At 32.1% G+C, this 13,857-nt stretch carries 9 protein-coding genes and 1 other RNA gene; 9 read left to right on the top strand and 1 reads right to left on the bottom strand.

Annotated features, from left to right (window positions below):
- Positions 1-2: 2 nt before the first annotated feature.
- Complete coding sequence (locus ST1E_RS02970) at positions 3-1,808, bottom strand: ABC-F family ATP-binding cassette domain-containing protein (protein ID WP_015389762.1); 1,806 nt, start codon at positions 1,806-1,808, stop codon at positions 3-5.
- An 83-nt stretch (positions 1,809-1,891) separates the two neighbouring features.
- Here ST1E_RS02970 and rnpB point away from each other — a divergent pair.
- From rnpB to ftsZ, 9 genes are all read left to right on the top strand, one after another.
- Positions 1,892-2,281, top strand: an RNA gene (gene rnpB, locus ST1E_RS03905) — RNase P RNA component class A.
- Positions 2,282-2,347: 66 nt separating this feature from the next.
- Positions 2,348-3,331 carry a 16S rRNA (cytosine(1402)-N(4))-methyltransferase RsmH gene (rsmH, locus tag ST1E_RS02965; protein WP_015389761.1) on the top strand — a complete coding sequence of 328 codons (984 nt, stop codon included), beginning with the start codon at positions 2,348-2,350 and terminating at the stop codon, positions 3,329-3,331.
- Between the two features lie 105 nt (positions 3,332-3,436).
- Positions 3,437-6,376: a UDP-N-acetylmuramoyl-L-alanyl-D-glutamate--2,6-diaminopimelate ligase gene (locus tag ST1E_RS02960; protein ID WP_015389760.1), complete on the top strand. Its 2,940-nt coding sequence runs from the start codon at positions 3,437-3,439 to the stop codon at positions 6,374-6,376.
- Between the two features lie 14 nt (positions 6,377-6,390).
- Positions 6,391-7,410 (top strand): phospho-N-acetylmuramoyl-pentapeptide-transferase, encoded by a 1,020-nt coding sequence (gene mraY / locus ST1E_RS03960; protein WP_015389759.1) that lies wholly within the window; start codon positions 6,391-6,393, stop codon positions 7,408-7,410.
- Positions 7,398-8,882 carry a UDP-N-acetylmuramoyl-L-alanine--D-glutamate ligase gene (murD, locus tag ST1E_RS02950; RefSeq protein ID WP_015389758.1) on the top strand — a complete coding sequence of 495 codons (1,485 nt, stop codon included), beginning with the start codon at positions 7,398-7,400 and terminating at the stop codon, positions 8,880-8,882. Before mraY ends, murD begins: the two co-directional genes overlap by 13 nt.
- A gap of 66 nt (positions 8,883-8,948) precedes the next feature.
- Positions 8,949-10,013: an undecaprenyldiphospho-muramoylpentapeptide beta-N-acetylglucosaminyltransferase gene (murG, locus tag ST1E_RS02945; RefSeq protein ID WP_015389757.1), complete on the top strand. Its 1,065-nt coding sequence runs from the start codon at positions 8,949-8,951 to the stop codon at positions 10,011-10,013.
- Positions 10,003-11,415 carry a UDP-N-acetylmuramate--L-alanine ligase gene (gene murC, locus ST1E_RS02940; RefSeq protein WP_015389756.1) on the top strand — a complete coding sequence of 471 codons (1,413 nt, stop codon included), beginning with the start codon at positions 10,003-10,005 and terminating at the stop codon, positions 11,413-11,415. Before murG ends, murC begins: the two co-directional genes overlap by 11 nt.
- On the top strand, positions 11,415-12,353 hold the full coding sequence (locus ST1E_RS02935; RefSeq protein ID WP_015389755.1) for a D-alanine--D-alanine ligase: 939 nt from the start codon (positions 11,415-11,417) through the stop codon (positions 12,351-12,353). The genes murC and ST1E_RS02935 overlap by 1 nt, the downstream gene beginning before the upstream one ends.
- Positions 12,354-12,619: 266 nt before the next feature.
- Positions 12,620-13,774, top strand: coding sequence for a cell division protein FtsZ (gene ftsZ / locus ST1E_RS02930; protein ID WP_015389754.1), 1,155 nt, complete (start codon positions 12,620-12,622; stop codon positions 13,772-13,774).
- The last annotated feature ends 83 nt before the right edge of the window (positions 13,775-13,857 follow it).

The following is a 13,857-nucleotide window of genomic DNA, read 5'->3' as shown; positions in this document are numbered from 1 at the left end:
AATTATTGATTATTCTTTGAATCTAATACCTCCCATCGTTCAAAGGATGATTTTATATCATCATTTACTTTATTGAGTTGATCTGTTATAACAGAAATGAGTTCTGGTGATTCAGTGTACAATTCCTTTTGCTCTAGTTTTTTCGCTAACTGTAATTGTTTATCCTCTAGTTTCTGTATAGTAAAAGGAATTTTTTTAAGCTCTTCTAGTTCCCATGGTTGTATTTTCTGTTTTTTTGCTTTATCTGATTTTAAATTTTTGTTGTTGTCTTTTTTATTGGAATTGCTAATTTTTTTACGACTTAATTCTGAATTTCTTACTGCTTTATATTCAAATTTCCCTATATCATTTATCCATTTACCTTGTCCGTTATAGATTATAGACTTAGTTATAGTGTTTTCTAAAAAAGATATATCATGGCTAGCTAATATTACTGTTCCTGAATAATTATTTATAGCTGTTTCTAGTATCTCTATAGTTTCTATATCCAAGTCATTTGTTGGTTCATCTAAAACCAAAACATTAGCAGGTTGCAGAAATAGTTTTGCTAAAACAACTCTAGATTTTTCTCCGCCTGATAACATTTTTATCGGTGTTTTTGACATTCCTGCAGAGAAAAGAAAGTCTTCTAGGTAATTATTTATGTGTTTTCTGTTATTGCCAAAGTTAATCCACTCACCAGAAGGGTTTATATTATCTTCTATTGATTTGTTATCATCAAGTTGCATTCGCATTTGATCAAAATATGCTACAGAAACATCTTCACTAACAAATACACTTCCTGAATCTATTTTTAATTTACCTAATATTATTTTTATAAGAGTAGTTTTACCAGATCCATTTGGTCCAATTATTCCGATCCTATCTTTTTTTAATATAATTCCAGAATACGTTGATACTACATTAGTAGAATCAAAAGACTTACTTACTGATTTTAACTCGGAAATTATCTTTCCTTTATGATTTCGCTCATTTATAGATAAACTGATGTTTGTATTTTTTATTGTCAGATTTTCTTTTTTTTCTCTTAATATTTCTAACCTTTTAAGTCTTCCTTCATTGCGAGTTCTTCTTGCTTCTACTCCTTTACGTGCCCATTCCTCTTCATTAGATATGAATTTATTAAGTTTTTCATATTGCTGTTTTTCAGATTCTATGTTTTTATTTCTGTAGTCTACCCATTTTGACCAATTTCCAGGAAAACTAATTATCTTGCCTCTGTCTATTTCGATAATTTTATTTGCCACAACATCTAAAAAATGTCGATCATGTGTAACAACAATAAGTGTTTTTTTCCAATTTATTAATATTTTTTCTAAATATTTAATAGTGTCTATATCAATATGATTTGTTGGTTCGTCTAATATTAATAGATCAGGTTCCTCTATTATCAATTTAGCTATAGCTATTTTTTTATACGAGCCACCGGAAAGATTTGCAATCTTTGCATTACCAACAAGATCTAGATCTTCTATAATTTTTCTTGTGCGAGATATTTTTTCTGTATTATGCTCATTGCTATCTAAATCCTGACCATATATAGCTTCTAACACAGTAAGTTTATCATTTAAATTTGGTTCTTGATCTAGCATGTTTATGCTTATATCAGATACTCTATTAACTTTACCTGAATCTAAAGTTATTTTTCCTTGTAATAGTTTGAGTAAAGAAGATTTTCCAGAACCATTTCTACCAATAAGACCTATGCGATCTTGTTTCTTGATTATTAGATCAACATTTTTAAGTATAGAGTGACTTCCGTATGATAAACAGCATTTGGAAAGTATAATTATAGGATGATGTGCCATAAAGTCATAAATTAATTAAGATTTTGATTTTTAACTAAAATTATCTTATAAAATATATTAAATTCTAATACAATAGCATATGCAGAGTAAATCGGGCGATCGCGGTAATTTATAACAATTATCGAGGAAGGTCCGGACTCCTCAGGACAAGATAGCGGCTAACGGCCGCCTAGTCATAATAGATCCAATATGACTAAGAAATAGGGCCACAGAGACGAGTAAGCAAGGATTCAAGATTTTTTATATAAAGATATGTTTTGTTTTATGTTATAAACTTGATACCTTGCATGGTGAAACGCGGTAACCTTTATCTGGAGCAACATCAAATAGGCATACGTTTAGTTTATCTATGTAGAATGGTCCGTTCGAGTATGCGGGTAGATGGCTACAACAAACTTGCAAAATTTTGTGCAGATGAATGATCGCTAATCACAAATGTGATACAGAATCCGGCCTACAGATTTGCTCTGCTTTTTGTCTTAATATAATCAGAGCTGTATTTATGAAATTTTAGTATTAAGAAAGAAATTTTTTATCTTATGAGTGAATTTAAACACAAACCAGTATTGTTGAGAGAAACTGTAGATACTCTGTTAGTTAGAGATTTATGTGTAGGTAAACAATATTTAAATAGTGGTATTTTTGTAGATGGCACATTTGGAAGAGGTGGCCATAGTATCGAATTATTAGATAATTTAGACGATAGATCTAAATTATTTGTTTTTGACAAAGATCCTGATGCAATTAAGTCAGCTAATCTATTATCTTTGAAAGATAATAGAGTTCAGGTTATACATAGTAGCTTTGTAAAAATGAAAGAAGAATTATTATCAAGAAACATAGATAAAGTAGATGGGATAATGTTAGATCTTGGTGTCTCTTCTCCTCAACTTGATAATCCATGTAGAGGATTTTCATTTTTGCATAAAGGTCCGCTTGACATGAGAATGGATACAACCAGAGGCATTTCCGTAGCTAAATGGTTGGAAAAAGCTGATCTTAATGATATAAGAAAAGTAATATTTGAGTATGGTGAAGAACGATTTGCTACAAAAATTGCGAAAGAAATTGTAGCTAGAAGAAAAATAAAACCAATATGCACAACCACTGATCTAGTAGATTGTGTTTCTAGTGTTGTGCATAAGAATGAAAAAGGAAAGCATCCAGCCACAAGAACATTTCAAGCTCTTAGAATATATATTAATAATGAACTAGAAGAATTATCTTCGTCATTCCCTTCATTTGTAGAATTATTAAAACCCTATGGAAGATTAGCAGTAATCAGCTTTCATTCCCTAGAAGATCGTATAGTTAAGAGAATGATAAGGAATTTTGAGTATCCATCTGATGTTTATCATAAATTACCACTAATGGAAAATGAGCTACCCAAGTCGATTTTGCGATCTTTAGAGAGAGTATTTCCTAAAGATAACGAGATTTTAGGCAATAAAAGAGCTCGTTCTGCTGTATTGCGTGTTGCAGAACGTACTGTAGTTCCATTTTCTAATTTTTTGAAATTTTGAAAATAGTTATAGCAGTTTAAGATATTTGACCGATTTTATTATAAAACATCATAGCTTATAGTGCATAGCCACAATAACTAACTATATAGGTAGGCAACAAGTATTATGAGTGAATTTAGTTATAGGTCAGACCATGTCTATGATATTAGTTTTTTAATATCTTGGTTGAAGAAAAGAACATATGAAAATTCAAGGTTATGTTCTGATTCACGATGTGTTTCCCCTGGAGATGTATTCATAGCTTGTAGCGGTTATCAGACAAGCGGTTATTTCTATATTGATGATGCTGTATCTAATGGGGCTTCAGCAGTCTTGATTGATTTTGTAAACAATTTGGAATCATTAGTGATTGATAAAGATAATGTTCTAGTTGTATCAAATTTATCAAAAATGTTAGGCGACTTAGCTAATCAATGGTATGGAAATTCTTCTAATAAAATCACTCTGATAGCAGTAACAGGGACAAATGGAAAGACATCATGTGTTCAATGGATAGCACAAGCTTTAAATAACTATGGTTTTTTATGTGGAACAATAGGTACATTGGGTGCTTTTATTCCTGGCAATAAATTATTATATAAAGGTTTAACAACTCCAGATGTTTTGTCTTTACACTGGATTATATTTATGATGTATAGACTAGGTGTTAAAATAGTAGCCATGGAAGCATCTTCAATTGGTCTAGAAGAAGGAAGATTATGTGGTCTAAATATAAAGGTGGCTGCTTTTACAAATCTTACTAGTGATCATCTGGATTATCATAAAGATATTTATAGTTATGAGCGATCAAAAAGTCATTTATTTAGCATCTTAGGAATAGAAAAATTTATAATAAACTTAGATGATAGTTTTGGAAAAAGATTATCCAAAAAATTGCCTAGATCCAAAAGTTTATTGTTTTCTACAGAAGATATAAATCCATTTGCTGATGTGTATGCAACTGACATAAGATCAAATATTAGTGGTCAGGTTTTTTTATTAAAATTTCATGATAATTCTTTACATATTAATATTGATGTTATAGGAAATTATAATATTTCTAATATATTGCTTGTCGTAAGTGTTTTGATTGCTTTAAATTTACCGATAGATGTGATACCAAAGATGATAGAATCACTTACTTCTATTCCTGGAAGACTACAGAGAGTTATTCCTATAAAAATAGGAAAACTTGCTTTCCCTACAGTTTTAGTTGATTTTGCTCATACGAAAGATGCTTTGTTTAATGTTTTAAAGACATTAAATCCTATTGCCAAAAACTCAGGTGGAAAGTTAATTAGTTTATTTGGCTGTGGTGGAAATCGTGATATTAGTAAAAGACCTGAGATGACAAAAGTTGCCATAAGTTATTCTGACATGGTATTTATCACAAGTGACAATCCTCGTATGGAAAACCCTGATAGTATTATAGAGGATATGCTTTCTGGTGTTTTTAGCGATACATCTTCAGTTCATGTGGAGCCTAATAGAGCTTTATCGATTTTGCTTTCAATTTATTCTGCTAAAGATAAAGATATAGTACTGTTAGCAGGAAAAGGACATGAAAGTTATCAAGAAAATTCAAATAAAAAAATATTTTTTGATGATTGTCAATGGGCTAGATTAGCCATGTTGTTACCTGTCATTAAAGGAATTTCTATTGATACTAGAAGCTTAAAAAGTGATGAGTTGTTTATCGCAATAGTAGGAGATAAGTTTGATGCTCATGATTATCTAAACAAAGCTAAAGATGCTGGTTCATGTGCAGCTGTTGTATCTAGAAGGGTTGAAGGAGTAAATATTCCTCAGATACTTGTAGATGACACTAAGGATGCTTTGATGTGCATAGGATCTACTTATAGAAGGAAATATAACTTGCCAGTCGTGGCTGTTGTTGGTAGTAATGGTAAAACAACTACCAAAGAAATGATTGCAAAGATACTTGTAGATATATATGAGAAGAAAAATTGCCTGATAACAGATGGAAACTTGAATAATTCAATAGGAGTTCCATTAACGTTGTCTAGATTACGTGGAAATCATAAGGCAGCAGTATTAGAATTAGGTATGAATCATGCTGGTGAAATAGGTATTTTGTCTAGCATTTCTGCTCCGACTATAGTTGTTATTACGAATGCTCAACGTGAACATCAAGAATTTCTAGGTAATGTTTATAATGTAGCAGTAGAAAATGGTAGCTCAATAAAATTTTTGCCTAGCAATGGGATAGTAGTATATCCAGGAGATGATAAATATTCTGGGCTTTGGGATAGTATTACTGGAAAATTAGATAGCGTCACTTTCGGTTTTTCTGATGATTGTGACGTTTATGCAAAAGATATAAAGTGCGGATGTAACAATGTAAGTTGTAATTTAGTATTTAAAAATAGAGAGCATCCTTTTATTCTTCCTATTCCGGGAGAGCATAATTTACGCAATGCTTTAGCATCTATTTCTGTTTCCATAGCTATGGATTTAAAACTAACTGATTCTATGAAATCGTTAGAATCTTTTGAGTCAATTTGTGGAAGAATGAAATTCTATCAATTAAATGAAAATATTTTACTAATAGATGATACATATAATTCAAATCCTGATTCTGCTTTGGCTGCTATAGATGTATTAAAAATCCAGCCAGGAGTTAAAATTCTTGTGTTTGGTGACATGGGAGAGACTGGATCAGGATTTGTTGAGTTACATAAAGAGATAGGTTTTTATGCTATAAATAATGGCATTGATAAATTAATTACAATTGGAATGAATAGTAAACATACTGCATTTGCTTTTGGAATTAATGCTATAGTCTGCGAATCTATAGAGGATATTGTTTCATTACTAACCAAATATGAAAAAGCTAGTATTCTCATTAAAGGATCACGTTTTATGGCTATGGAGGATATTGTAAGATCTTTTTCAAAAAAATACGTAATAGGGACCAGAAGTGTTTTTAAAATTTCTATATTTTTTAATATTCAGTTTTATTTATTCCATAATCTGATTGTTAGGGCTTTTTTTGCATTTATAACTTCTTCTATTATATCTTTTTTAATTTTCCTTTTGCTATAAAACATTTATCTTTAATGAATATTGGTCAGTCTATTAGATTATGTGGCCCGCAGACACATAATGTGAAAAATGGTACACCTACTATGGGTGGTTTGGTTATATTGTTATCTATGGCGGTTAGTATTTTTTTATGGTCAGACTTGTCTAATATTTTTATATGGATTGTATGTTTTGTAACATATTCATTTGGTATGATAGGATTGCTGGATGATTATTACAAGGTGAAATATGGGAATCCAGAAGGATTAACAGCAAGAGTCAAATTTATTTCGTTATTATTCTTTAGTTTATTATCATCTATAACTATCGTATTTGTAAGTTTTTATACAAGCACAGATTATGTGATATTTACAGGACAAATAAAAATAGCAGAATTGCTATACAAATTTCTGTCAACAGACATAGCTTTATTTGTTCCTATGATAGGTAATTTTAGCTATATTTTTGGCATATTTGGATTTGTTTTTTTATCTTGTTTTGTTATAGTTGGGACAAGTAATGCTGTTAATTTAACAGATGGTCTCGATGGTTTGGCAATCTTTCCAATTATCATGGTCGCTTCATCACTAGCTTTATTTGCTTACTTAGTAGGAGATATTAATCGTATTAACTATTTATCATTACCATATGTTCCAGGAACAAGTGAGTTGTTAGTTCTTTGCGCTACTCTAGTTGGTTCTGGATTGTCTTTTTTATGGTTTAATGCATATCCTGCTAGTATTTTCATGGGAGATGTCGGTTCTTTGGCGCTGGGTGGAGCTTTAGGTTCCATAGCTGTTATTACTAGACAGGAGATTAATCTAGTAATCATGGGTGGTATTTTTGTGATTGAGACTTTATCTGTTATCTTGCAAGTTTCTTGGTTTAAATACACAAAGAAAAAATATGGTATTGGTCGCAGAATATTTAAAATGACACCTCTGCATCATCATTTTGAAATTAGCGGCTGGAGTGAGGTTCAAGTAGTTATCCGTTTCTGGATTTTGAGTATGCTGTTAGCAGTTATAAGTGTAGCAACGTTATGTATAAGTTAGATGATATTAAAAAATCTACAGTTTTGATACTAGGACTAGGTGAGTCCGGATGTTATTCAGCAATATGGTATTATAGACAAGGCTTAAGACTAAGAATTGTTGATACAAATATTAAACCTATTGGCCTAGATAAACTTAGATCAATAGTTAATGATAGTTATGTAGAATATAAATTAGGTTACAGAGATAATTTTAGATTAGATTTATTAGATGGGGTTTCTTTGGTAATCATAAGTCCTGGATTATCACCCAATAGTGCAGTTGTTAAAAATCTTATAAGTAGTGCAATATCTGTCAATATAGAAGTTATAGGAGAGATAGAAGTATTTGCTAGAGCACTAAAATATTTAAAATATACTAAAAATTATATTCCTCAAGTGCTTGCTGTAACAGGTACTAATGGAAAAACAACTGTTACTTCTTTAACCTATAAGATATTTTGTAATTGTGGAATATCAGTTAAATGTGCAGGTAATATTGGTCCTGCTGCTATTAGAGTATTAATGGATGTTATCGATGAAGAAAGCTTACCTAGCTTATGGGTGCTTGAATTATCAAGTTTTCAGATTAATTACATGAATTCTTTACATCCGGATGTTTCTGTAATTCTTAATCTAACTCAAGATCATATAGATTGGCATGGTAGTAAAGAAGACTACTGGGAATCTAAGATTAAATTATTAAAGTTATCTAAGATAGCTTTGATAAATCGTAGTGATCCTGTGGTATTAAGAATGTCTGCTACATTAGGCAATCATATCATAAATAGCTTTGGGATTGATGAACCTACTAAGAGAAATGATGTTGGTTTATCTTTAAAAAATCATCAAAAGTGGTTAGTAAATAACTGTAAAAATGATTACCTAGTTAATAATTCCACTGATTTAAATCACAATAATCTTGAATATTTGCTTCCAACTAGTTCTTTAAGAATAAAAGGCATGCATAATATTTTAAATGTTCTGGCATCTATACAACTTTGCAAATCTGTAGGATTGAAGGTGAGTGAAGCATTGTCTACTTTGATTAATTATACTGGGGAGCCTCATAGGATACAGTGGGTATGTGAGATAAATAAAATTAATTATGTAGATGATAGTAAAAGTACTAATGTGGCTTCTACAATAGCTGCGCTAGAAAGTATAGAATCTAAATCAGTGCTAATATTGGGCGGGTTGGGTAAAAATCAAGATTTCTTACCATTAATCCCGGGTTTAGTTAATCACGCTCGTGCTATTGTATTGATCGGAGTTGCCTCTTTAGAAATTGCTGATCTTCTTAGTAAAACTTCTTTGATATATAGATTTTCACATGATATGAAAGAGGCAGTAGAAATCTCCTCTAGACTTGCACATCCTGGGGATACTGTTTTATTATCCCCTGCTTGTTCTAGTTTTGATATGTTCAATGGGTATGCACATCGTGGTAAAGTTTTTACAGATTGTGTAAGGTCTATGCTTCTAAGAAAATAAGCAACAATCAATATATTTAAGAGCTATGTACTTTAAAGAGGTGCTTTTTTAAGAATGAATTTAGTCATGATTGTAGCTGGAGGAACAGCTGGACATATTATTCCTGGTTTAACATTGGGAAAAATGTTAATAAAAAAAGGGTGGAAAGTTATATGGATAGGTAATCCAGAAAAGATGGAAGGAATTTTAGTTTCTCGTTCTAACATAGAATTAATACCTTTAAATTTTAATGGTTTACCAAATAATAGCGCTAGATCAATAATTAGTTTTCCTTTGCATTTCTTTGATTCACTAGTTTCTTCCTGGAAAATGTTATCTAATATGAAGCCTAATTTCATATTAGGCATGGGAGGATATATAACAGTACCAATATGTTTAGTAGCAGCTTTAAAAGGTATACCATTAGTTATACACGAGCAGAATGCTATAGCTGGTAGAGCTAATAGGCTGTTAGCTAGATTTGCTAAAATCATATTTAGCGGATATTCCAATGTTTTACCAAACGCAAAGTGCGTAGGTAACCCAATACGTCCTTCCATGTATTCATTTGAACCTCCAGAAACTAGATATGGTTCTCGTAACAATAGTAAATTGAGATTGCTTGTGTTAGGTGGTAGTTTAGGGGCGCAAAGTTTAAATTCTCTAGTGCCTTCTGCTTTATCTTTATTACCAATAGAAGAAAGACCTTGTGTGATACACCAGTCAGGAGAAAAACATATAAAGCAGCTTTGCCAAAATTACAGTAAATTAGGCGTTATAGCAGATTGTATAGATTATATAGAAGATGTGGCAAGAGTTTTGTCAGATGTAGATTTTGTTATATGTAGGGCTGGGGCAATTACAGTTTCAGAAATAGTTGCCATAGGAGTAGCTGCTCTTTTTATTCCTTTTCCTTATGCAGTTGATAACCACCAGATGGAAAATGTAAAATTTCTTATTGATTCTGATGCTGCTTGGGTGGTTCATCAGGATAATGTCAGCCCAGAATGGTTAGCATCTTGGTTGAAACAAAGATCACGTAGCGAATTGTGTAAAATTGCTATGAAAGCTAATCAATTTGTTAATCCATATACACTAGATCAGATTATTGATACTTGTGAATCGTTTAAAAAAAGTATTTATGAAGCATAGAATAAAAAATATACATTTTATCGGGATCGGTGGTTCTGGGATGAGTGGTATAGCTACTGTTCTCCTTAATTTGGGATATTGTATAAGTGGTTCTGATATAAGAGAATCTGAAGTTATTGTCCAGCTACGCTCGATGGGTGCTATGATAAATATAGGCCATAAGTCTTCTAACGTTTCCTCAGCTGAAGTTGTCGTTGTATCTACTGCTATAAATGATAATAACCCTGAGATTTTGACTGCTCGTGCTCTTAATATACCCATAGTCTCTAGATCTATCATGCTAACTGAGTTAATGCGATTAAAAAAGGGTATTGCCGTAGCAGGAACTCATGGAAAAACCACTACTACTAGTTTAATAGCAAGTGTACTTGGACTAGGTGGACTAGATCCTACTTTTGTGATAGGAGGAGTTTTAAATTCTATAGGATCAAATGCAGCATTAGGAAAGGGGGACTATATTGTAGTTGAGGCAGATGAATCAGATGGTTCCTTCTTGAATTTGTTACCAGTAATGGCGGTTATAACTAATATTGATTCTGATCACATGGATACTTATGGTCATGATGTAAGTAAGTTGAGAGCGGCATTTTTGGAATTTACTCAGAGATTACCTTTCTATGGTAGTGCTTTTTTATGTATAGATGATGCTAATATTCGTGAAATTATGCCTTATATATCAAGACCTATAACAACCTATGGTTTAGATGTCAGTGCTAACGTTAAAGCGTGTAACGTAAGAGTTAATGGCATGAAAATGTTATTTGATGTTAATAGACATTATCAAGATGATAATATTTTAAAGCCGATTAGCATAGAATTAAATTTACCTGGAATACATAATATTAGGAATGCCTTAGCAGCAGTTGCTATCGCGACTGAGTTAGGCATATCTGATGATGATATTTGTAGTTCGCTTAACTCATTTCGTGGAGTTGGTAGACGGTTTTCATATATAGATGATTTCTATGTTTTAGATAAGAATGGTGGAGGTAAATTTATATTAATAGATGATTATGGACATCATCCCAGAGAGATAGAAGCTACAATATTGGCCGCACGAGGTGTATGGCCAAAAAGAAGAATAGTATTAGTTTTTCAGCCTCATAGATATACCCGTACTAGAGACTGTTTTGAAGATTTCGTAAAAGTTTTAAGTGATTCTGATATATTATTACTAACTGAAGTTTATGATGCAGGCGAGGATCATATAGTAGAAGCAGACGGATTAGCTTTATCAAAAGCAATTAGATTATTCGGTAAGATTGATCCTATTTTTATAAATGATGTTTCAACTTTACCTAAAATGATTTTTAATTTAGCCTGTGATGGCGATATAGTAATTTTGATGGGAGCCGGTTCCATAGGGAAAATAGCCTCCCAATTCAGAGAATTAGGAAAATAATGAATTTTGGTAAAGTAGGAGTATTATATGGCGGATGCTCTTCAGAAAGAGAAATTTCGCTGATTTCTGGAATGACTATTTATAATTCTCTTTTAGAATCAGGAGTTGATGCTCATTTGTTTGATACAGGAAGAACTGCACTAATATCTCTTCCTGAATTGAATTTTGATAGAGTTTTCATAGCTCTCCATGGTAGGTTTGGCGAAGATGGAATTATCCAGGGTGTTTTAGAATTATTAGGTATACCATATACTGGTAGTGGACATTTGGCATCTGGTATTGCTATGAATAAGGTCTTGTCTAAGCAAATTTGGACGCAAAAATGTTTGCCAACATCAAAATTTGAGCATATTAGCGACATTAGTAGTTTAACTATCGCTGCTAATAACCTAGGATTTCCGTTAATGATTAAGCCAGTTCATGAAGGATCTACTGTTGGTATTAGCAAAGTAGATGTTTTTGAGAATATTGAGGCTGCTTATTATAATGCTATAAATTTTGATAATGAGGTTTTTGCAGAAAAATTTATCGATGGTAGAGAGTTGACAGTATCTATTATGAGGTCTAGAAGTGGCATGAGAATTTTGCCGATTATAGAGATAATTACGCCAAATGGAAACTATGATTACGAGCATAAATATTTTTCAGATGAAACTAAATATGTATGTCCAGCAATTCTTTCTAATCGCGTAATAGATATTATTAGTGATATTTCTATTAAGGCATATAATGCAATTGGATGTGATGGCTTGGCTCGTGTAGATTTTATACTAGACAGGGATGATAATCCTTGGTTATTAGAAATTAATACCTCTCCTGGTATGACTGATCACTCACTTGTTCCAACAGCGGCAAAAGCTGCGGGAATAGATTATAGCGAACTATGTTTATTTATATTGTCAGAAGCATCTTGTAAGATAAGAAATAGAAAATTCTAGATTTATTGTCATAATAGATTAAATTAAATCATTCTTATATCTTACATAGATGTTTATCTTCTGACATGAATAATGAGATATATAGTTATTTTTTATAGAACCATCATCAAGTAGTTTACGTATCAAATTTAGATCAGTCCTATACTCGAAATATATAGTGATTTTATTAATTAATAAAGATAAATTACTTGTTGTAGTAGGAAAATAAATAAATATTTATATAATGATCTATTGATACTACATCTTAAAAATTCTTAGGGGACTATATGAAATTTGAAATTTTAGATAGCAATTCTAAAGGCACAATAATAAAAGTGATAGGGGTGGGAGGAGCTGGTGGTAACGCAGTTGCTCATATGATACGTAGTGGCGTCAAGGGTGTTGATTTTATATGTGCTAATACTGATGCACAAGCACTTGCAGCTACAAATTCCCCTGTACAAATTAGTCTTGGACATACAGGTTTAGGTGCAGGAGCAAAACCTGAGCAAGGTAGATCTTATGCTGAAACAGCTAGAGAAGAGATTCGTTTAGCATTATCAGGTGCGCACATGGTATTTATCACAGCAGGAATGGGCGGTGGCACTGGGACAGGAGCAAGTCCAGTAGTAGCAGAGATTGCCAAAGAATTAGGTATTTTAACAGTAGGAGTTGTCACTAAACCTTTTTCGTTTGAAGGCAATAAACGTTTGCGCGTTGCAGAAGAAGGAATAGCTGAACTTGCTAAACATGTACATTCTTTAATTGTTATATTAAACGAAAATTTGTATTCATTTATGAATGAAGAAGCTACGCAAGAAGATTGTTTTAAATCAGCAGATAGTGTATTGAATAATGCTTGTGCTGGCATAGCAGAGATAATAAATGTAGAAGGGAATGTGAACGTTGATTTTGAAGATGTACGTACAATCATGGGCGAGCAAGGACAAGCTATGATGGGTACTGCTGCTGCTAATGGTACAGATAGAGCTAAGTTGGCAGCAGAGCAGGCCATTGCTTGCCCATTATTAGAAGGAATAGATTTGCACGGAGCTAGGGGGTTACTGGTAAATATAACATCTAGTAGATCTTTAAAGATGCGGGAGACTCGAGAAATTATGGAAACTATTCGAGGCTATGCTTCAGAAGACGCAACTGTTATTTTTGGAAATGCATATGATGATTCAATGGGAGATGAGCTCAGAGTTACTGTTGTTGCAACTGGGTTAGGAAAATCATTGTCAAGTACGTCTGTCAAACGGGATACTATAGATCGTAAAGAAATGACCAAGCAATCTAATTTAAATAAGAATGATCATAATAAAATAAACTCTCCATCTGTAATACACAATCCTCGTACAAGAAATCATGGTTTTGAGGAGAAGCAAACAGAGTCTGATAACTTTGATATACCTTCTTTTTTGAGAAAGAAGGTGGATTAGTTGTATATTATTGATAATTTTTTCTTTGTTTCATGTGTTGTGCTTATAGAACTTATCTAATGTCATGATATTAACAAAGAGCG

The sequence above is a fragment of the Candidatus Kinetoplastibacterium galatii TCC219 genome (assembly GCF_000340905.1).
In the GTDB taxonomy this organism is placed as follows: domain Bacteria; phylum Pseudomonadota; class Gammaproteobacteria; order Burkholderiales; family Burkholderiaceae_B; genus Kinetoplastidibacterium; species Kinetoplastidibacterium galati.
Note: the sequence above shows the minus strand (reverse complement) of the source record. Positions and strands in the feature narration are given on the sequence as shown.